Origin of the sequence: Desulfitobacterium sp. PCE1, from assembly GCF_000384015.1 — a bacterium.
Classification (GTDB): Bacteria; Bacillota; Desulfitobacteriia; order Desulfitobacteriales; family Desulfitobacteriaceae; genus Desulfitobacterium; species Desulfitobacterium dehalogenans.
Window position 1 is genome coordinate 3,757,808 of sequence record NZ_KB913023.1, and the last position, 19,198, is coordinate 3,777,005.

Sequence of the window (19,198 nt, forward strand, 5' to 3'; positions counted from 1 at the left end):
AGCAAAAGGACAATTTGGAGGTTAAGTTCCAAATTGTCCTTTTTGAATAAGGCGGTTATGGATTTCGGTATCTACCTTACCCTGCGCAAATCCCTGATATCCGCATCATGAGATAATGAACGGTAAGACAGCATTTCCAAAACTCTCCCCTGCTGTTCCTGAATATCGCCAATCCTCTTCTGCTCCTGCTTGATTGCTTCGATATCTTGCTTCATTACATCAATATCCTGCTTGATCACATTGACATCCTGCTGAACTTCTTCCAACATCCCGTTGGTATTGCCTACAATCCGAATCAAGTCTGCCGTCATTTGCTGCATCTGAGCCATATCCCGTCTAATATCGCTTAGTTCCTTCCGTACAAAGGACTTAAATTCCTCATCCGACATCCGGTTTTCCCTCCTTTTGCCTTAACAGGCCTACAACATACAAATGTTTGCTGACTTCTTTTCTATAGATAAAAGTATATCATGGTCTCTCCTGCTTTAAAAGATGGACAAACTGAAATTCCTCACCATTCCCACCCCGTCCACATACCTTATAAGTAGATTTATAAAGGAAAGGACGGGCCGACTCATGAATGCTTCAAGCACTGAACGCACACCCCTTGTCATCGCGGCCGAAATCAACGCTATTAACCAGAAGTCCAGAAAAATGCTGCTGAAGAATGCCATCGAGGTGGGCCGGCGTCTGAAAGAAGCCAAAGAATTGCTCAACCATGGGGAATGGCTGAAATGGCTTAAGGAGTCGGTCAACTATTCCAAGAGCACGGCTGAAAACCTGATGAACCTATATGAAGAGTATGGGACAAAGCTTCTCCCCTTATCAGACGACGACCTTAATTCCCAAGCGCTTGGGAATTTGACCTACACTCAAGCGGTCCTGCTTCTTGGCCTCCCCGAGGAAGAGCGGGAAGAATTTGTCGCGCAGCATGATCTTAGCAATATGACCACCCGGCAATTGAGTCAGACTGTCAAAGAACAGAGGGCACCCGCACCTGCCAAAGAGCAGCCTCAATCTCAGGCAGAACCTCAGGCAAAACCCCAGTCTGAGCTCCAAGCTGAATCCCCTGTTCGGCCCACGCCCCAAAATTCAGAGGATATCCAAATTCAATATGTCACCAGAACCGTCAAGCCCCAGCGGGAAAGCCGTACTAAACACGAGTCTGCACCTACACCCGCAACCGAACCCTCCCTCGTCACGGATTATGAGGAAAAATGCACCGCCTGTTGTCAAACCATCGCTGACGCCTTCCAGGAGCTGCTGAACGCTCTGATGCAACTCGCCAGACTTGACCCTCAAACTAAGGAGAAATGCAGCCAGAACGCCGGCCAGCTGGCTTCATATATGGTGAAACGGCTCAAAGAATGGCCCCCTGTCGTCACTACCAACATGAAAGGTGTCCGTACCCGTTCCACCTATGAATAGCGATAAATTTCTCACCCCGGTGCTATGCCACCCCTCCAAAGGGGGTGCCACAAAACAGAAGAACCCTGGCCATTCTATCAGAAACAGCCGGGGTTCTTTTACTTTATAGCGGCTTGAGGTTGTGATGTGCCAATTCTCACCATTCCCATCCCGTCCGCATACCTTATAAATAGAGCCACAAAGGAAAGGACGAAAACCAATGCCATCAACCGGGAGTCCAGAAAAATGCTGCTGAAAAATGCCATCGAGATGGGCCGCCTCCTGAAAGAAGCCAAGGAATTGCTCAACCATGGGGAATGGCTGAAATGGCTCAAGGAATCGGTCAATTTTTCCAAGAGCACGGCGGCAAACCTGATGAACCTATATAAAGCGTATGGACCTGAACTTCTCTCCTTAGCAGATGACCATCCAAATTCCCAAGCGCTTGGGAATTTAACCTACACTAAGGCAGTCCTGCTCCTCGGCTTCCCCGAGAAAGAACGGGAAGAATTTATGGCGCAGCATGATCTTGGCTCTATGACCACCCGGCAATTGAGTCAGGCTATCAAAGAACTGAGAGCGCCCGCCCCCTCCCTCGTCACGAACTATGAGAAAAAATCCACCGCCTGCTGCCAAACCATCGCCGACACCTTCCAGGAGCTGCTGAACGCTCTGGCGCAGGTCGCCAGGCTTGACCCTCAGACTAAGGAGAAATGCAGCCAGAACGCCGGCCAACTGGCTTCGTATATGGTGGAACGGCTCAAAGACTGGCCCCCTGTTGCCGGATCCAACATGACGGGTATTCAACCCTACTCCACCTACGAATGGTGACAAATTTGTCACCGCAGCTCTGGCCACCCTTAGTTTGCCTATCTCAACTTGAGCACGAATCCAATTTGGGATAGGTAAACTTTTTAGTGACAAAAAGCGTGCACCAGCCCTCTTTTTTGCCTTGCCGGGAGTTTGCTCGTTCTACCCTCTTCTATTTATTAATGTTAGAATCGAACTAGAGATTACGTCTTATATAAGATAGAGACACTCTCAGATCCAGTCCCTTTTGATGAGTTCACTTTTAACTCAGGAATCTGATGAAGTCTTATCAAGCATTTTATTGAGGAGAGAATTATGAAGAGATTAAGAAAAATTCCCGCCCTGTTTCTTGCCGCCCTTTTAAGTGTGACGGCGCTTCCGAACACAGCAATGGCCCAATTACCCGTCCTCTACCAGGATCGTTCCCCGCAGACCGTTACGGACGGTGTAACTCTGGAGAACATATCCCGTTTTACCACAGGCGGCTGGTTGAATATCAATGTGCTGCGTGTAGATATGAGTAACCCTTATGTGAAAATTGACACCCTAAGCAATGACTCGATCACCGACGACCTGGTCAGCATTGCCGCCCTGGCCGAAAAGGAAGGGGCCGTGGCCGCTGTCAACAGCAGTTTCTTTAATCCGTTCACCGCCGGCAAAGGCTATGCAGACGGTCCCACCGTCCGGGCCGGCGATCTTTTGTCCACCTCCGCCTGGTATAACCGGAGCAAAAATGAAATGGCCTCCTTTTCAGTTGACTATGCCAATCAGCTGCTTTTTCACTATTGGAAAAATGATCTTACCCTCATCGCCGGAAATGATACCGCCTTTGCCGTTACCCAGTACAACCAGCCGAGCAGGCAGGACTACCAGGACCTTACGGTCATGGATCGCAAGTGGGGACCTGTGGCCATCGGCTCCTCCGAAAATTGCCCCGATCTGGTTGAAATCGTCGTAAGCGGGAATAAAGTCCTGGAGATCCGGGAGGGGCAGCCTGCCGCCGAGATTCCCGAGGAAGGTTTCGTCGTCGTCTCCCGGGGCGAGCAGGCGGCCAAGCTTCTGGAACAGGCCGCCCCCGGAGAACAGCTCCAATTCCAAGTCGCCTCCTCTCCGGACTGGAACAACCTGAAGATGTCCACCACCGGAACCTCGCTTCTTATCAAGGACGGAGAAATTCCCGCCACTTTTTCTTACAGCACCGCCAGCTTTAATCTACGGAACCCCCGGACCATAGCCGGGAGTACCGAAGATGGGAGCGAGCTCATCCTGGTTACGGTTGACGGAAGGCAGGATAACAGCGTCGGGATTACTCAGCAGGAATCCGCCGAGCTGATGCTGGAATTAGGGGCGTATCAAGCCATTATGTTTGACGGCGGCGCATCGACTACCATGGTCGCCCGACAGCCCGGAGCCTTTTCCCCTGAGGTGGTCAACCTTCCTTCCGAAGGCATCCTGAGAAATGTGGCGTCAGGCATCGGAATTTTCTCCGCAGCGCCCGCCGGCCGGCTGGACCGCCTGATCATTGAGACCGAAGACACCAACATATTTTCCGGCACTTCGAGAACTTTTTCCCTTAAAGGCATCGACCGCTATGCCAATCCGGTGGAGATCGACCCCCGGGAAGTTCAGTGGAATGTCAGCGGGGTCGCCGGTAGTTTTCAGGACAATATCCTCTCTCCGGCTTCCCCAGGCACAGGGAAAGTAACCGCCACCCTCGGCGGGCTGGAGGCGGAACTGGACATCCGGGTCTTAAACGCCCCGGTGCAGCTTACCCTCAATCCGGCCAAATTCGACCTGCCTTTGAATCAAAGTAAAGCCATCCGGGTAAAAGGTCTCGACCCGCAAGGTTATTCTGCGGTCATCGAAGGCCGGGATGTTCAATGGAACGTTGATGGCGATATCGGTCTTTGCGAGGCCGGCATCTTCACCCCCGCCACAATCGGTACCGGCTATATCAGGGCCGGCATCGGCAACACACATGCTTACAGCGCCGTTGCCGTCACCTTGGATTCCATAGAACTCCTGCATCCCTTCGAAAGCTCCGGCCCGGAGGATGAGCCCCGCTTCCAAACCGACCCGCAAACAGGCCAGGGTTATTTCGAGCTCAACGCTGATCAATTCTACGCAGGGAAGTCTTCCGGACAGTTGGTGTATGATTTCTTATACGGTAACTCTGAGGACCAGATCTCTGTCCTCTTTGCTGATCAGGGGCTCCCCCTTGATCCGGCAACTGCCGGGTTATCCCTGTGGCTGTATAATATCAACCCCAACTCGAATCGCATCAAGGGAGAAGTCATAGACTCCGCCAATGTGAAACACCCCGTCGAATTTGCCTTCGACCTCAATTGGACCGGCTGGAAAGAAAGCACAGCGTCCTTATCCGGGATCAGCTCACCCGCTTATCTCACCAGACTCTACATAGAAAACACCGATCCCGCCAACCCTTGGGGGAAGATCTATTTTGACGAATTGTCGGCTCTGATCCAAAAGCGCCCGACCATCGATCCCAACACCATCCCCGCAGATACCCTACCGAAAGACGAAGCGAATCGGCAGGTTGCTTTCACCTCCGGTCCCGATAATTTCCTGTTTTCCTTTCTTCCCGGCGGCACCGCACCGGGCGTTTACATCGCTCCCATCACTCAAGCGGAAGCCGGGAACGCCCAAACACCTATACTGGCCGCCGGTTCAGGGTATCAATCCACTACTTATCAAAACAGCACCTTCCTCCAGCTGGATGTAAGCCAGGGCGGACTGAGGAGAAGCGACCCACAGCAATGGACCCGGCTGTTCACAGCCCTGGATGAAATCCAGAGCGCCCATGTCTTTCTCGTCATGTCCCTCAGCCCGGCCGATTTCATCAATGCCAAAGAAGCACAGCTGCTGAAAGATACGCTGGCCAATTACCGGGAAGCAACCGGCAAGAATATTTGGGTCCTCTTCCCTGGTCCTGCAGATCAAAGCGAGCTTGACCGCGGTGTGCGCTATATCAGCGCGGCCCAATCTCTGCAAACGACGGTGCTGGGAGAGGACATTTCCTATGAATTCAGGCCAAATGCAGAAAACTAAAGTCTGCTTATCTTAATTGGGCAGCCTATCCATATAGTCCCCTCTGAGGATGGGAATCAGCTCCGACTTAAGAGGTTCCTCAATATCCTTGAGCCTCTTATCATCCATGCCAAAGACATCAATGGTATCAATATGAAGCTTATCAGCCAGCTCGCTGGCTGTAAGATATTGATTTTTCCTTAATTCCTTCACTGTTTTTTTCATAAACCCCCAGTTGAAGAACATGCCTTATCATCTCCTCTCGAACAACCTATGCAGGGCAGCGCCCACAATAGCTCCTCCACTATCGAGGAGCACATCCTTAATCTGGCCGCTGCGCCCCGGAACAAAGAGCTGATGCACCTCATCACTGATAGCATAGAGCACACATATCCCTATAGCTATAGCGATTTGCCGCACTCCTTTGATGCCGCTCCTTCTTAAGGCATTCATGGTCAATAGACTAAGAACCAAATAAGTCAAGAAATGAGCGGATTTCCTGACAATGAAATTTGATTGGATATAATCCACATTCAACCCTGGAAAAGCCTTAGCGACAGCACTAAAAAGCCTTTCAGCGATCCCCTGGCTCAGTTCATCGGACTGAGAGGCCACTTGAGCCGACAGATAAAAGATGATACCCATCCAGAGGAAGACTGCCGCCCATGAAACGATAAAGATCAATCTAGGGTTCCCTTTTCTATCTTGCATTTGATTCTTCATCTGCCATTTATCTCCCAAATCAGATCAATCCCCATATCCATGGGGATGTTTTTGATGCCATTGCCAGGCTGTCTTGATAATAGTCTCCAGATCACTGTAGCGAGCCTGCCACCCCAGTATTTTTTGGGCCTTCTCTACTTTGGCCACCAGACTATCCGGATCTCCCTCTCTTCGGGGAGCCTCCAGAACGGGAATATCTATGCCGGTCACTTTCCTGGCTATGGCGATCACTTCCCGTACGGAATACCCTGTTCCCGTTCCCACATTGTAAGCACCGCACTCCATCCCTTGATCCAGGGCTTCCAAAGCACGGATATGAGCCTCCGCCAGATCCAGGACATGGATATAATCCCGGATACAAGTCCCATCAGGGGTATTATAATCGGTACCGAAAATGGAGATCGCCTCTCTTTGCCCCAGGGCTGTCTTGAGAACCAGAGGAATCAGATGGGTCTCTGTTGCATGATCCTCCCCCAGAGCGCCGTCCCAAGCCGCGCCTGCCGCATTAAAATAGCGCAGCGCAATCCACTTTAAGCCATAAGCCTGCTCCAGCCAATAAAAAGACTGCTCAATCATCAGCTTGGAAGCCCCATAAGGATTGATGGGTTTTGTTTGCGACTCTTCCGGAATTGGAATCTCTTCAGGATTACCATAAGTGGCGGCTGTCGAGGAAAAAACGATTTTGCTCACACCGCATTGAAGCACAGTACTCACAAAGCGATTGGTTTTCGCCGTATTTTCTTTAAAATAGAGATCCGGCTTCTGTACCGATTCCCCCACCAGGCTCCGCGCGGCAAAATGAATCACTGCACTAATCTTTTCCTTCATTATAATATCTGTAACAAGGTCTTCATCAGCTATATCTCCCTGGTAGAAAGGAATATCCCCGGGAACAGCTTCTCTATGTCCGGTAATCAGGCTATCGAGTACCACAGGCCCATACCCTGCTTCAGATAAAGCCTGAACCGTATGGCTGCCGATATACCCTGCACCGCCTGAGACTAGGATTTTTTTCATATTCCACCTCAGAAAAAATAGTCAAAACCCAACCACAAGGTGGCTGGGTAATTTTTGTGCATAATTATTATGGTCTAATATTATGGTTTAAAACTGACAGAATCTATGACCTGACCATCGCTGATGGCTTGTGCTGTAAGCGGTCTTCCCGGATAATTGGTCTTCATCTGAGCCAGAAGCTCTTTGATCAACTGGTTGGCATAAGCCTTGTCCACCCCGGCATTAAAGGTAATATCCCCATAAACAGTTTCCATTTGTTCGTAGATTTGAGTGCCCTTTACATCTTTCTGACCCATAATCTGTTCCGACAGCTTCATGTTGGCTTCACCAAGAGGTGTCCCTTCCGGAATCGGTGTCAGATACTGCGGCTGCACCGGTTCCTCTTGCTGGGTCTGCCCGGTGGAGGGGTTTTGAGGTTGGTTTTCACCATTTGTCTTGCCACCGCATCCCCCAATCCCAAAAATCAAGGCAAGAATTATCAAGCCCATCGATAATTTTTTTAGCATAATGCTGCTCACATCCTTTTCTGGGTTTCGAGTCCTTTTTAGGGTAACTCATTTTGGATGCTTTGGCAAGTGAGCTATCTTTCTTTATTTTTACAACATCATTCGACATTAACCAACCTATCATCCATACTATCTTCAGACTATATCTAAGGAGCGAGGATAATCATGGAAGAGATAAGAAAATTAAAGACTGCCTATTTGGAGTGTTGCTCTTACCAGAAAAACTTGAACTATAAAACTATAAAAGCTTACACAATCGACTTAAACCAATTTATTTATTTCATGGAAGAAAACAGCTTAGAAATTAGCAAAGCCGGCATTTCAGCCTATATCACCCAACTTCACAAGCTGTATAAACCTAAAAGCATTAAGCGCAAAATCGCTTGCCTAAAAGCTTTTTTCAGTTATCTAGAATACGAGGAAGTACTTGAAGGAAATCCCTTTAAAAAGATCAATGTCAGATTTCAAGAACCCTTTTTGCTGCCCCGGACCATACCCATTAATACCTTGCAAGAAGTTTTATCCTGTGCCTATCAAGAGGCCTCGTTCACATCTTTAACTGAATACAAGCTTAATGCAGTTCTTCGCAATATCGCTGTCCTGGAGCTGCTATTTGCAACCGGCTTAAGAGTGTCGGAGCTCTGCTCATTAAAGGCAGACGATATCGATCTGATTAACCAAACCCTCCGTGTTACCGGAAAAGGAGCCAGGGAAAGGATTGTACAGATCGTTAACTCTGATGTCCTGACAGCTCTTACAGCCTATTACCGGAACTTCTCTACTCCAATACAGCAAAGCGGTTTCTTTTTTGTTAACAGGCTTAAACGCCGCTTATCGGAGCAATCCGTTCGCTTTATGATCAATAACTATGTGGAGAAAGCCGGGATCTCCCTGCATATCACCCCACATATGTTCCGCCACTCCTTTGCCACCCTGCTCTTGGAAGAAGATGTGGATATACGATATATTCAAAAACTATTGGGCCACAGTTCGATTACCACTACCCAGATTTATACCCATGTCACATCAGCTAAGCAAAAGGATATCTTGGCCACTAAACATCCCCGCAATAAGTTTACTCTCAATAAAGGATAATATGTAATTATCCTTTATGTATAATCAGCCAATAGCAGCTTGGAAGGTTATATTTATGGGGGAGGTATAACATTGAAAATTGGATTATGTTACGACACAAAAAGCGATTATGGAATTGATGAAGAAAGCCTGGAATATACAGATTTCGTATCTCTTCATACTATCTCTGAGCTTAGTAAGGCAATGGAACGTTGCGGTTACGAAGTAGAGTACATAGGAAATGTCCACAAGCTTAAAGAAATGCTAAAAAACCCTATTTTCCCTTACGACCTTGTTTTTAATATTGCCGAAGGATTCGGTTCCCGTAATAGAGAAGCTTGGATTCCGAGCCTTTTAGAGATTTTTAAGATACCTCATACAGCCTCGGATACTTATGGAATGGCACTCAATCTAAACAAGCACCATACTAAAATTTTGGTGCAATCTCAAGGAATTCCAGTCCCTAGAGGAGTCTATTTTGAAAAGTTGGACGAGTCAGTTCTTAATGATATCGAACATATAGGGTATCCGCTTATTCTAAAGCCAAATTCAGAAGGAGGGAGTATGGGCCTATTTTTGATCCATACTAAAACAGAATTTATTAAACATGCGACTGCCCTCATTAAAGATCAAGGATTTGATTTGTTAGCTGAAGAATATATCGATGGAACTGAAGTTACTGTTCCAATCATAGGCAACCGAGAGCGCGCGCAAGCTTTAGGGGTCGTTTCAATTTTGAACAAAGATGGAACAAACATAGCTCTCTATGATACTTCTTTAAAGTATGAGGATAACGTAATCAATACATTGGATTTCAAGTTTGGAGCCAAGATCAAACAGAAGCTGATGGAGTATAGCGTCAATATACATCGTTTCTTTGATTTGCGTGATTATTCCCGAATGGATTTCCGGGTGCGTTCAGATGGAAGTATTTATTTCCTAGAGATCAACTCTATGCCATCTCTATGCCGCGGAGGTTCATTTGAGCAGTGTGGAGCGGCTATGGGGTTGGATTATCATGAAGTTATTGGAATGATTATAGCTGCTGCGCGTGATAGGTATCAAATCTAGTGTTTAAACAGGAAAAAGAGCATCAGCATGGTTAATATGTTTTATTTATGTCATACCCACCCAATTCCTGGTTATAAACTATATCATAGCTCAGATAGTCTACCAATTTAAAACAGAATGTTTTTTGAATCTCTCTTCCCTTCGAATAACAATCAAGGTAGCTAATTGAAAAAGTAACCTCCCCTGGATAACGGCTAGCCTCTTGGCTATCAAGCAGAGGATAGCGGTACGTCGCCCCGGACTGTATGAACCTTAAGTTAGAGAAACGATTAACAAATGGCTTTGAGACCAGGATCTTAACATCATAAGCAACCGTGCTCCCGGTATTATTTACCACAACATACAACCTAGATGCTATCTGCATCATATCAATAACAAGAAAAGCCTGTCCCTGCTCTTTTCTAACTTTTTCACTTAGTAGGTAAGACAAAACTGAAATAACCATTGCCATACCGGCAATCACTGCCGAAACTACTTGCATAGTCCACTCAGGCATTACATCGTCACCCCCAAAACATAACCTCGCACAAGTACATATTATGCTCGTACATAAATTTTTCAATTTTGGTTGGCTGTGGAAGCGGCTTTTTTAAGCGAGGAATCCATCTGCTGTTATGGCGTAAAATATCTTCTAGTTCCGTTATATTTCGTGAGATAGTATACATTATGCTTGAATTGTATTTGCTGGACTTTCTTGCTTTATGAAAACATTTCAAGGATTCTTTGTAGTCCTTTTTTTCTTTATAAAAAACTCCACAATTGTAATAAAATTGCCGAAGCTGATGCTGTAAATCAGGACGTGCTTCTTTCAGTTTTTCAGCTATGTCCCCAGTCGGGCAAATTTCGTAAAAAAATAACTCCAAAGCAACTTTTTCCTTGTGAGCTGAATACCAGTCTTTCTGATGGATATAGGCATTGAAGCGATTGTTTCGAAGGGCAAGCATACAAAAATCAATCTTAATACAATGCCTCAATGCCGCATTCCAAATTTGAATGGCAGACTCAAAATTTTGAAATTGAAAGCAAAAAAGAATAGCAAGGGAATTTAAGGGGTAATATACTTCTTCATTGCAGATTTTGCTTAGAATACCTTTGCTTTTTTCAAGGTTTTTTCTTGCTTCTTCAAATTCAAACGTCATTATACAACCAGTTCCATAATTGTGCAGACATTCTGCAAACTGCCTTAGATCTTGATGTTCATAAAACTCAACAGCTTGCTTCATTTTGGATTTGCATTCTGGTAACCGGAAATCCACATACATACTATATTTTTTATATAACTGGTATTTCAGAGGATTTTCATTTGTGCAGGCTTTCAATGCGCGTTTGAAATATTCAAAGGATTTACTGCTATCGCCAATCCAATCATAGATGGAAGCCATTAAGAGCTCCTTGTATCCGGAGTTATTTTTCCTTCCGCCTTTCCTGCTATTTTCCAATAATTGCAAAGCAATATGAGGCTGCCCATCATTATAGAAGGCTAATGCTATTATATAATTCAGATCTTCATCCAAAAACTGATTTTTATATGCAATTATGTCATCATAATTACCTACAGACAGAAGGGCGCGAAAGTAAATCAAGAAAAAATTATGGAATTCCATGTTTATTTGCCCTAGATTAAGTACACCGGCTTTAATTAACCTATCACCATGTTCTATTACGCTAAAATACATAAAATGAGAAGAGTAATAGGTCATGATATCTATGATCAACGGAATTTGATTTACAGTAAGATAACCCCTCCTGTTTTTTGCCAAGTTAATTAAGAGGTGAATTTGATCAGACTTGGGGAGAAGGTCGTATTCATTTCGATTGTGGTAGATTTTATCTAAGTAGTCATAAAACCTTCTGATCAGGTCTTCCAAATCTTTGGGAGATAGCTTGTCACATATAGCATCACTGGCAGCCTTCGTCGTAAAAACATATGTGGTGCGAAAGAGTTTAGTCTCGTCCTCATTCCCATCTTTATTGATTTTTATTAGAGACTCAAATCGACTTAATTCATCAAGATAGTTTTCGAAATTACTGTAATTCTGAATAATAATTTTTAATATCTCGCTATAAATATTAGGAGCAAAAGGAACTGATGCTTGCAGTGAACGTTGCATATAGCTATCTAACTTATCAAAGATCCTGATATAAAGGGAAAGAAGATTATTTGGCAAAGGTTCTTCCGGCTTATTATAATGTAACTTACCGCTTTTCTCGCATATAATTTCTTCCTGTTTGAGAATGTTTAATGTAATAAAAAAAAGTTGTAAATTCTTATTGGAAATTGTTAGTATCTTATTGAAGAGTAGTTCGTTATTTTTATTTTTATCGAAATTACCATAAAGATAGCCTAAGAAATCCTTGTGTGAGTTCTGCTCTACAATTAAGGAATCTTGCGCTAGTATGCTCAAGCAATCGCAAGGTTCTTTTATAGTGTTGTACTCCAAAATCGCTGTTGCTTTTTCTCCTGAGTGCTTATGGTATTGTAGAAGACGAGCTATTAAACGTAAATGATCTTGTCCACACTTTTCGAGGTTCTGAAAAAACAATATGTATCCTTCTTGAAAGAGCTTTGATGCTCTTATTAAAACTTGGTCTTCTTCGGAGCCCTCTGACTCCTTTTTTATAAGCTTGTGGAACGGGAATACGTTGTCTTCCGAGAAAGCAATCGTTTGGTATGCTAGATTGTTTTCTTGTAATACTTCGGTTATAGTGAAAGTTTTACCCCAGCCTAAATCCCCATATATCTTTATAGCTCGAAAAGGAGCAGAATTGGTCAAAAGGTAATCGCTTAGCTTTTTTTTAAAATTTAGATTAAAATAGTCCATTTGCCAATCCCGCCTCCTTATTTCATGCAGATAATTACATATTATCCTTTATTCATTAGGCTTACTAGTACAGCTTAAAAGGCTTTTGAAAAAACTTGGCTGTTTATAAAGCCAAGTATATCACCTTTATATTCATTATCATGTAGAAAGTTGTCGAATTAGTTCTAAGAAGGCAGGAGCTATTGCCATGACAGATTTAGTCATCTATGATCCGGCCATGACCGAGAAGCGCTTAGCTGGTATTCTAGCCTTGGAAAAGATGGGATATCTCTTGTTCAGGCTGCTCTGGCTAATCGATCGGCAGCTCTGCTCTTCATGAGTTGGCAAGTTCAGCCCAAAAATTGTCGTGGTCACCAGCGACCATACCCGTCCTCTTCCCAGTAAGCTCACTCTACCTTACATCCTAAAAGAGCTCCACCAAGGAAATCCTTCCACCGAAATCACAATTCTGGTCGCCACCGGTCTGCATCATGCGCCTACTCCTGAGGAGATGATCGCCAAATTCGGGGCCGATGTTGTGGAGCAGGAGAACTTTGTTATTCACAAAGCTGACGACTATTCCACCTTAGTCCATCTTGAGGACCTGCCTTCCGGAGCGCCTTTTTGGGTCAATCGCCTGGCCGTCGAAGCCGATCTGCTGATCGCCGAAGGCTTTATCGAACCCCATTTCTTTGCTGGATACTCCGGTGGCCGCAAAAGTATCATGCCTGGAATCTCCGGCCGGGACACAATTCTCGTCAACCATTCCGCAGACTTCATCGACCATCCCAATACTCAATCCGGAATTATCGGCGGAAATATCTTTAACAATGATATGGAGGATGCCGCCGGCCAGGCCGGCTTAAGGTTCATTCTCAATGTTACCCTAGATGAACACAAAAACATCATCGGTGCTTTTGCCGGACATCCTATAGAACCCTAACGGTGCATCTTTACGTATTGAATTAGTATATTCTTCATATGTACTCTTCTGTATTGAGATATAAATTTATTTAAACAAGGCTCATCATTTACAGCACAAATAAACCGGAAGGATGCTCCGCCCGTTAAGATAATCTTACCCGGCTTTGCGCTCCTTCCTAAAGCAAGCCAACCATAATCTTGCCTGCAATCGATTCTCAATCATGTCAATATGACTCGGTAAACTATCCTCTCACGGTACAAATAGTTCCCTCACTAACGCTTCAGCTATAGACTTTATAGACACTTCTCTATCTCTTTCATCGCTTTCTTTATTTTTATAGAATAAATAGAAAAAGCTGTCTCTTGTCTTTTCGGCAGTTAAAATCGTCGATACTTCTTTGATAGAAGGACGCAATTGTAAAGATGGAAAAAGTATAAGGATGTTTTCCAAGTCCTCCTTCAAAAATCCCGCTTTTAAACTTATTAGCACCAATAATCACAAAATCAAAGGGAATATCATTGTCCAAGGCAATTTTGCTCAAGCAATTAATCCATTTCTTGATCTTTTTGATTCCATCCATTAAGTTTTTATAATCTCTATCTGGAATCGTATTCTTTTCTTCCTCGATTTCATTTTCTTTTCTTTCAATACTTACAAGAACATTTTCGTTAATAACAGGTATGGAAAAGTTATCAATTATATATTTCTCCATATCCTTAAACGCAATTTCAAATTCATCCAACCTATTCTTGCCTAATTCGTTATCAAAGAGCGCTCTATACTCGGCCTCTGACTTCCAAAGAGGATGACGCCTGGAACCTCTGAAAAAATACTCATCTATCAAATCGTCGGAATAAACATTCTTCATTACATACAGCACATCTTCATCAGACAGTAAAGAGATCTTTCCTTTATCTTCAAAATCCGCCCCATCCCGACTCAATGAATCAAGACCGAAAAACCTTGAGCCATTTTTAGATAAAGCAAAATATCTATCTATATTTCGCATCGCATGCTGCAGCAAAAAATGCTCATACAATATCACCGGATGGTTTTGAATCCATTTCCGTTCGGCATCATGAGCATAAACGACATTTTCTATTACACTTAAAGCGCTTTTATGATAAGCTAAACATTTGGAGCCATTACTATCAATGATACGGACCCCTTCCAGAAGTCTTTCATAATCAATAGATACACTTTGGAATCCTGTAGTTTTCGCATCCCTGATAATATAATCCAACCTATCAACATCAATAATTGGAGAGTTAAGCAGCTCAATAAAGCAATTAAGAATATCACAATTTTCCCCTATGTTGCGATATTTAAACCCCGTTATACATCGCAAAAAAAGGCTCGCTCAGAAGCCTCTTTAAAGTGCCCCTTAAAAACATTCAAGGCAACGATACAGCTCATAATTTCATGGGGAGCTGCAACCTTCGCATTATTGTAATAATAGTCAAAATCATTGCTAAACTCATCATCTGAAACCAATTCTCTCAGACTTGCATAGATTGCAGGCGAATTAGCCGCGTCCTCTAAGAAAAACCGTTCTCCCGTATGTGAAAATGGCGCATGTCCCACATCATGAAGTAAACATGCCAGTTCAAAAATCCTTTTAATATTATCCATCTCTTCATTAGACATCTGTTCAAGACAATCTACAGAATTACGTACGGTGTTAAACACCTTTCTTCCTAAGTGGTAGACACCAATAGAATGAATAAACCTGTTATGAAATGAAGCCGGATACAAAGGAGCATAACTCGTTTGCCGAATGTTCCTTAACCTCTGAAAGCAAGCTGTATCAATAATACTTCGCACAATTTTAGAGTCTATCTCAACATATCCATAAATCGGATCCTTAAAAAGCTTAAAGCTCAAACTGCAACACCCAATTCAGCAAGAGATTTACTATTGGTAAATGCACGCAGACAATCTAAAGTCAAAAAGGCTCTGAAGCGATTCCGCAAGTCTTCAACCGTCTTTCCTTCTCTTAAAACAATGGCATCATTTTTTTGTTCGTTGTGGATAATCTCGAAGAAATCAGAATAATTGCGGATTAGCTCATTCCTATATTCTTTCGAAAGCAAAAGTGTCGCTTCATCACCATTTTCCCGCAAAACACTAATGACTGCATGTCCATACTTCACCAGCGTTTCAAAGTCCACCCTCCGGCAATCGCCCTTTTCCAATAATTCAATCAAGGCATTGGCCGCTAAATCTTCAATTCCAATAAACCTGTACACCAATAGCACCTCTCCTCATATTCTATTGTCTTAACATCATATGATAAATGCCTTGCTTTCTTGTCACTTGCTGATTTATTATATACTCTTCGACTAATCCAGGATAATTCCTGCCCCTATTTTGCATCATTTTAAACTTTAAGCCAACCAACTTGTAACGAATTTGGGGAGACAAGGGTTACTCCCCTGTCTCCCAGCATAAGCAGCCAACAGTCAGCTTAACCCGATATTTAATGCTACCAAGCTTCCAAATAAGCCTTCTGCCCCTCAGATAAATGATCAATCTTAAGTCCAAGGGATTCCAACCTTAGCTCGGCTACCCTTTGATCAATCTCTTCCGGAACATTGTGAACGACATTTTCCAATATGTCCGCATTTTGTGCTGCGTATTTAAGCGAAAGGGCCTGTAAAGCAAATGTCATATCCATGACCTCGGCCGGATGACCATCCCCTGCCGCCAGGTTAACCAGTCTTCCTTCGGCAAGCAAATACAGTCGTTTCCCATCCTTTAAGGTAAATTCCTCGATATTGGGCCGAACGACCTGGACAGACTTTGACAAACTGTTCAGATGCACTTTATTGATTTCCACATCAAAGTGACCGGCATTACACATAATCGCCCCAGGTTTCATCACTTTAAAATGTTCCTCTGCTATCACATCTTTATTGCCAGTTACCGTGATAAAAACATCTCCATAAGGGGCTGCCTCGACCATCGGCATCACTTTAAATCCGTCCATCCATGCTTCATTGGCCTTGATCGAATTAATCTCACAAACGATGACTCTTGCTCCCAGTCCTTTTGCACGCATGGCTACACCTTTGCCGCACCAGCCATACCCCGCGACCACAACGGTCTTTCCTGCCACCACCAAATTAGTGGTCCGCATAATACCATCCCATACGGATTGCCCTGTTCCATAGCGGTTATCAAACAAATATTTGCATTGAGCATCATTGACAGCTATCATCGGAAAGCCTAAATCCCCAGCACTTTCCATAGCCCGAAGGCGTAAAATTCCAGTGGTTGTCTCCTCTGCTCCACCACGTACCTTACCTAATAATTCTCGGCGCTTAGTGTGAATGGTCGAAACAAGATCCCCACCGTCATCAATTATAAAGTCCGGTTCAAAATTCAGTGCCTGATTCAGGTGATGATGATATTCTTCATCCGTGGCGCCATACCAGGCAAAGGCCTTTATTCCACCTGCAACCAGAGCCGCTACCACATCATCCTGAGTCGATAAAGGATTGCTGGCTACCACAGCTACTTCAGCCCCTCCGGCTTGGATGACCTTTGCCAAATAAGCTGTCTTGGCTTCAAGATGCAAACAAATGACCACCCGTTGATTGGCAAAGGGCAGATCCCTTTCAAACTCCTTTTTCAGTGCATTTAAAACCGGCATATGGGCCGCGACCCAGTCAATTTTCATTTGCCCCTTAGGAGCCAAAGAAATATCACGAATTAACGATTCCATACAACACCTCCGCTTTATCTGTATTTTCCCAAGGCAATTCAATATCTGTCCGGCCAAAATGACCATAGGCTGCTGTTTGACGATAGATGGGACGCCTTAAGCCCAGACTATTGATAATGCCTGCCGGCCGCAAATCAAAATGGTCTCTGATCAACGCAATAATATCATGATTGGGGATTTTCCCCGTTCCAAAAGTGTCCACCATAATCGAAATCGGCTGAGCTACACCGATAGCATAAGCTAATTGAATCTCACAGCGGTCAGCAATCCCAGCAGCCACTATATTCTTGGCAACATATCTCGCTGCATAGGCCCCTGAGCGGTCAACCTTTGTCGCATCTTTTCCGGAGAAAGCCCCTCCCCCATGACGAGCCATACCACCATAGGTATCGACGATGATTTTACGCCCGGTTAAACCGGCATCCCCTTGGGGACCACCAATAACAAAGCGACCTGTAGGGTTAATAAAATATCGGGTTTTCTCATCCAATAATTCACAATCCACCACAGGATAGATCACATGCTTAAGCAAATCCTTACGAATCTGTTCATGCGCTACGTCTGGATGATGCTGAGTAGAGATCACAATCGTATCTACCCGCACAGGTCTGTCATCCACATACTCGACAGTAACCTGAGTCTTGCCATCCGGGCGAAGATAGTCGAGAAGTCCAGATTTACGAACCGAACTTAGCTGGAGAGCCAATCGATGAGCCAAATCAATGGGTAAGGGCATTAAGCTAGAAGTCTCATTGGTGGCATAACCAAACATCATTCCTTGGTCTCCAGCCCCAATCGCCTCAATGTCATCATCGCTCATTCCTCCAGTTTTTGCTTCCAAAGACTTGTCCACGCCAAGAGCAATATCGGCCGATTGCTCGCTGACCGACGTTAAAACGGCACATGTGTCAGCGTCAAAACCATACTTTGCTCTGGTATAGCCAATCTCTTTGATCGTCTTGCGCACAACACTGGGAATGTCTACATAACAATTCGTCGTAATCTCCCCGGTTACCAAAACCAATCCGGTAGTTACTGAGGTTTCACAAGCAACCCTTGCCATGGGATCATGTCTAAGAATTTCATCCAAGATAGCATCGGATATTTGGTCACAGATTTTATCGGGATGCCCTTCTGTTACGGATTCTGATGTGAATAGTTTTTTGTTCATGTTTATAGATCATTCCCTTCGCTTCGCTCGATATACAACCGTGATAAAATATGTTGGATTTGCGGTTCTGTTTAGCGAGACTATCCTCCTTGGAGTTTTTCGAGTCTAATTTAAAACACTTAATAGGTTTAACGTTTATTATCGTATGGATCAGATTATTATATAAGGCACTTTGTTTTAAGCGCTTACGAAATAACCATGAGCATACTATCTACTCATGGTTATATTTATATACTAGATTAACTCATTACTCCTAGCTAACTTTATTCCAGATAATAGATAATCCCAGTCTTCATCTCGCCCTTCCCAGCGCTCCTTGAAATTTTCAATCTCAACATAACAGATATTTGTTATATCTATATATTTCTCTAAAGGACGAGAATATTCTTCAACATAGTTAAGCGCAAGAATCTTAAAATTACCATTAGTGCAATTACTCAATATATTTTTTAGCTCTTCTACTCCTTCATAGTCTATTCCGTTTCTAACAAATAAAATTGATTTACTTTCCTTTATCTTTTGAAAAAAAGTATCTATGCGATGTTTTAACTTAGAATTGAATTCAGGGTAAGAGGACAACCATTCATCGTCTTCCGCAGTTAATGGAAAATCATGAACTGAGAGACAGTTGTATTTAATATCAGTGACTAGAAATGTGAAATCATGCCTTCCTTGTAAAATAAGGTTTTCTAATTGCATAAAATCATTAAATTTATTAGCTATTGCCTTATTCAGATCATGAATATCCCCAAAAACGAACCAATCCAATGGTCCAGAGAAAGTTCTCAAGCCAGCACGCTTAATTTGATGTGTAACTTGACAATTCGAACCAAGACTAACAACTAAATCATACTCCTGATCCTTGATATCAGCCAATTTCACCATTACCACCTCAAGATAACTATAGCAATACATTGG

20 protein-coding genes are annotated in these 19,198 nt (G+C 43.8%); 7 read left to right on the top strand and 13 right to left on the bottom strand.

Annotated elements, in window-relative coordinates; all coding sequences use genetic code 11:
- Positions 1 to 71 precede the first annotated feature (71 nt).
- On the bottom strand, positions 72 to 389 hold the full coding sequence (locus DESPCE1_RS0118730; protein WP_019851314.1) for a hypothetical protein: 318 nt from the start codon (positions 387 to 389) through the stop codon (positions 72 to 74).
- Between the two features lie 187 nt (positions 390 to 576).
- On the opposite strand from DESPCE1_RS0118730, the gene DESPCE1_RS0118735 reads away from it, so the two are divergent.
- From DESPCE1_RS0118735 to DESPCE1_RS0118745, 3 genes are all read left to right on the top strand, one after another.
- A complete protein-coding gene (locus DESPCE1_RS0118735; protein WP_019851315.1) occupies positions 577 to 1,428 on the top strand; it encodes a DUF3102 domain-containing protein in 852 nt (283 codons plus the stop codon).
- A gap of 165 nt (positions 1,429 to 1,593) precedes the next feature.
- The gene (locus DESPCE1_RS0118740) at positions 1,594 to 2,238 is read left to right on the top strand and encodes a DUF3102 domain-containing protein (protein ID WP_028305631.1); all 645 of its coding nucleotides are present in this window, start codon (positions 1,594 to 1,596) and stop codon (positions 2,236 to 2,238) included.
- Positions 2,239 to 2,532: 294 nt separating this feature from the next.
- Positions 2,533 to 5,286, top strand: coding sequence for a phosphodiester glycosidase family protein (locus tag DESPCE1_RS0118745; RefSeq protein WP_019851318.1), 2,754 nt, complete (start codon positions 2,533 to 2,535; stop codon positions 5,284 to 5,286).
- A 12-nt stretch (positions 5,287 to 5,298) separates the two neighbouring features.
- Here the strand turns inward: DESPCE1_RS0118745 and DESPCE1_RS0118750 are convergent, their stop codons facing one another.
- The 4 genes from DESPCE1_RS0118750 to DESPCE1_RS0118765 all read right to left on the bottom strand — a co-directional run bounded on the left by DESPCE1_RS0118750 (position 5,299) and on the right by DESPCE1_RS0118765 (position 7,511).
- The gene (locus DESPCE1_RS0118750) at positions 5,299 to 5,511 is read right to left on the bottom strand and encodes a hypothetical protein (RefSeq protein ID WP_019851319.1); all 213 of its coding nucleotides are present in this window, start codon (positions 5,509 to 5,511) and stop codon (positions 5,299 to 5,301) included.
- Between the two features lie 6 nt (positions 5,512 to 5,517).
- Positions 5,518 to 5,988: a VanZ family protein gene (locus DESPCE1_RS0118755; RefSeq protein ID WP_019851320.1), complete on the bottom strand. Its 471-nt coding sequence runs from the start codon at positions 5,986 to 5,988 to the stop codon at positions 5,518 to 5,520.
- Between the two features lie 24 nt (positions 5,989 to 6,012).
- Positions 6,013 to 7,005 carry a UDP-glucose 4-epimerase GalE gene (gene galE / locus DESPCE1_RS0118760; RefSeq protein ID WP_019851321.1) on the bottom strand — a complete coding sequence of 331 codons (993 nt, stop codon included), beginning with the start codon at positions 7,003 to 7,005 and terminating at the stop codon, positions 6,013 to 6,015.
- 80 nt (positions 7,006 to 7,085) lie between these two features.
- Entirely contained in the window at positions 7,086 to 7,511 is a 426-nt protein-coding gene (locus DESPCE1_RS0118765; protein WP_019851322.1) for a hypothetical protein, read from the bottom strand.
- Between the two features lie 165 nt (positions 7,512 to 7,676).
- On the opposite strand from DESPCE1_RS0118765, the gene DESPCE1_RS0118770 reads away from it, so the two are divergent.
- Together DESPCE1_RS0118770 and DESPCE1_RS0118775 are read left to right on the top strand one after the other, a co-directional pair.
- Positions 7,677 to 8,606 carry a tyrosine-type recombinase/integrase gene (locus DESPCE1_RS0118770; RefSeq protein ID WP_019851323.1) on the top strand — a complete coding sequence of 310 codons (930 nt, stop codon included), beginning with the start codon at positions 7,677 to 7,679 and terminating at the stop codon, positions 8,604 to 8,606.
- 72 nt (positions 8,607 to 8,678) lie between these two features.
- Positions 8,679 to 9,656: an ATP-grasp domain-containing protein gene (locus DESPCE1_RS0118775; protein WP_019851324.1), complete on the top strand. Its 978-nt coding sequence runs from the start codon at positions 8,679 to 8,681 to the stop codon at positions 9,654 to 9,656.
- Between the two features lie 31 nt (positions 9,657 to 9,687).
- Here DESPCE1_RS0118775 and DESPCE1_RS0118780 read toward each other — a convergent pair whose 3' ends face one another.
- A complete protein-coding gene (locus DESPCE1_RS0118780) occupies positions 9,688 to 10,152 on the bottom strand; it encodes a hypothetical protein (protein ID WP_019851325.1) in 465 nt (154 codons plus the stop codon).
- A gap of 7 nt (positions 10,153 to 10,159) precedes the next feature.
- Entirely contained in the window at positions 10,160 to 12,478 is a 2,319-nt protein-coding gene (locus tag DESPCE1_RS0118785; RefSeq protein WP_019851326.1) for a hypothetical protein, read from the bottom strand.
- A gap of 187 nt (positions 12,479 to 12,665) precedes the next feature.
- Here DESPCE1_RS0118785 and DESPCE1_RS24055 point away from each other — a divergent pair, with 187 nt between their 5' ends.
- Both DESPCE1_RS24055 and DESPCE1_RS21990 read left to right on the top strand, forming a co-directional pair.
- Positions 12,666 to 12,797 (top strand): hypothetical protein, encoded by a 132-nt coding sequence (locus tag DESPCE1_RS24055; protein ID WP_019851327.1) that lies wholly within the window; start codon positions 12,666 to 12,668, stop codon positions 12,795 to 12,797.
- 27 nt (positions 12,798 to 12,824) lie between these two features.
- Entirely contained in the window at positions 12,825 to 13,400 is a 576-nt protein-coding gene (locus DESPCE1_RS21990) for a lactate racemase domain-containing protein (protein WP_019851328.1), read from the top strand.
- Positions 13,401 to 13,716: 316 nt separating this feature from the next.
- Here the strand turns inward: DESPCE1_RS21990 and DESPCE1_RS22145 are convergent, their stop codons facing one another.
- The 6 genes from DESPCE1_RS22145 to DESPCE1_RS0118825 form a co-directional block, all read right to left on the bottom strand.
- Positions 13,717 to 14,625 carry a hypothetical protein gene (locus DESPCE1_RS22145; RefSeq protein ID WP_156831332.1) on the bottom strand — a complete coding sequence of 303 codons (909 nt, stop codon included), beginning with the start codon at positions 14,623 to 14,625 and terminating at the stop codon, positions 13,717 to 13,719.
- Between the two features lie 92 nt (positions 14,626 to 14,717).
- Complete coding sequence (locus DESPCE1_RS23895; RefSeq protein WP_256379875.1) at positions 14,718 to 15,206, bottom strand: HD domain-containing protein; 489 nt, start codon at positions 15,204 to 15,206, stop codon at positions 14,718 to 14,720.
- A gap of 56 nt (positions 15,207 to 15,262) precedes the next feature.
- The gene (locus tag DESPCE1_RS0118805; protein ID WP_156831333.1) at positions 15,263 to 15,631 is read right to left on the bottom strand and encodes a hypothetical protein; all 369 of its coding nucleotides are present in this window, start codon (positions 15,629 to 15,631) and stop codon (positions 15,263 to 15,265) included.
- Positions 15,632 to 15,867: 236 nt separating this feature from the next.
- Positions 15,868 to 17,109, bottom strand: coding sequence for an adenosylhomocysteinase (locus DESPCE1_RS0118815; RefSeq protein WP_019851331.1), 1,242 nt, complete (start codon positions 17,107 to 17,109; stop codon positions 15,868 to 15,870).
- Positions 17,090 to 18,280: a methionine adenosyltransferase gene (gene metK, locus DESPCE1_RS0118820; protein WP_019851332.1), complete on the bottom strand. Its 1,191-nt coding sequence runs from the start codon at positions 18,278 to 18,280 to the stop codon at positions 17,090 to 17,092. Before metK ends, DESPCE1_RS0118815 begins: the two co-directional genes overlap by 20 nt.
- Positions 18,281 to 18,514: 234 nt before the next feature.
- Positions 18,515 to 19,156 (bottom strand): DUF1796 family putative cysteine peptidase, encoded by a 642-nt coding sequence (locus DESPCE1_RS0118825; protein ID WP_172637631.1) that lies wholly within the window; start codon positions 19,154 to 19,156, stop codon positions 18,515 to 18,517.
- Positions 19,157 to 19,198: the final 42 nt, after the last annotated feature.

Bases quoted from the DNA above. Each gene is read 5' to 3' on its own strand.
- DESPCE1_RS0118755 (WP_019851320.1), bottom strand. From the start codon at position 5,988: ATGAAGAATCAAATGCAAGATAGAAAAGGGAACCCTAGATTGATCTTT.
- metK (WP_019851332.1), bottom strand. From the start codon at position 18,280: ATGAACAAAAAACTATTCACATCAGAATCCGTAACAGAAGGGCATCCC.
- DESPCE1_RS0118745 (WP_019851318.1), top strand. From the start codon at position 2,533: ATGAAGAGATTAAGAAAAATTCCCGCCCTGTTTCTTGCCGCCCTTTTA.
- DESPCE1_RS0118770 (WP_019851323.1), top strand. From the start codon at position 7,677: ATGGAAGAGATAAGAAAATTAAAGACTGCCTATTTGGAGTGTTGCTCT.
- galE (WP_019851321.1), bottom strand. From the start codon at position 7,005: ATGAAAAAAATCCTAGTCTCAGGCGGTGCAGGGTATATCGGCAGCCAT.
- DESPCE1_RS0118750 (WP_019851319.1), bottom strand. From the start codon at position 5,511: ATGTTCTTCAACTGGGGGTTTATGAAAAAAACAGTGAAGGAATTAAGG.
- DESPCE1_RS24055 (WP_019851327.1), top strand. From the start codon at position 12,666: ATGACAGATTTAGTCATCTATGATCCGGCCATGACCGAGAAGCGCTTA.
- DESPCE1_RS0118730 (WP_019851314.1), bottom strand. From the start codon at position 389: ATGTCGGATGAGGAATTTAAGTCCTTTGTACGGAAGGAACTAAGCGAT.
- DESPCE1_RS0118785 (WP_019851326.1), bottom strand. From the start codon at position 12,478: ATGGACTATTTTAATCTAAATTTTAAAAAAAAGCTAAGCGATTACCTT.
- DESPCE1_RS0118735 (WP_019851315.1), top strand. From the start codon at position 577: ATGAATGCTTCAAGCACTGAACGCACACCCCTTGTCATCGCGGCCGAA.
- DESPCE1_RS0118765 (WP_019851322.1), bottom strand. From the start codon at position 7,511: ATGCTAAAAAAATTATCGATGGGCTTGATAATTCTTGCCTTGATTTTT.
- DESPCE1_RS0118780 (WP_019851325.1), bottom strand. From the start codon at position 10,152: ATGCCTGAGTGGACTATGCAAGTAGTTTCGGCAGTGATTGCCGGTATG.
- DESPCE1_RS0118815 (WP_019851331.1), bottom strand. From the start codon at position 17,109: ATGGAATCGTTAATTCGTGATATTTCTTTGGCTCCTAAGGGGCAAATG.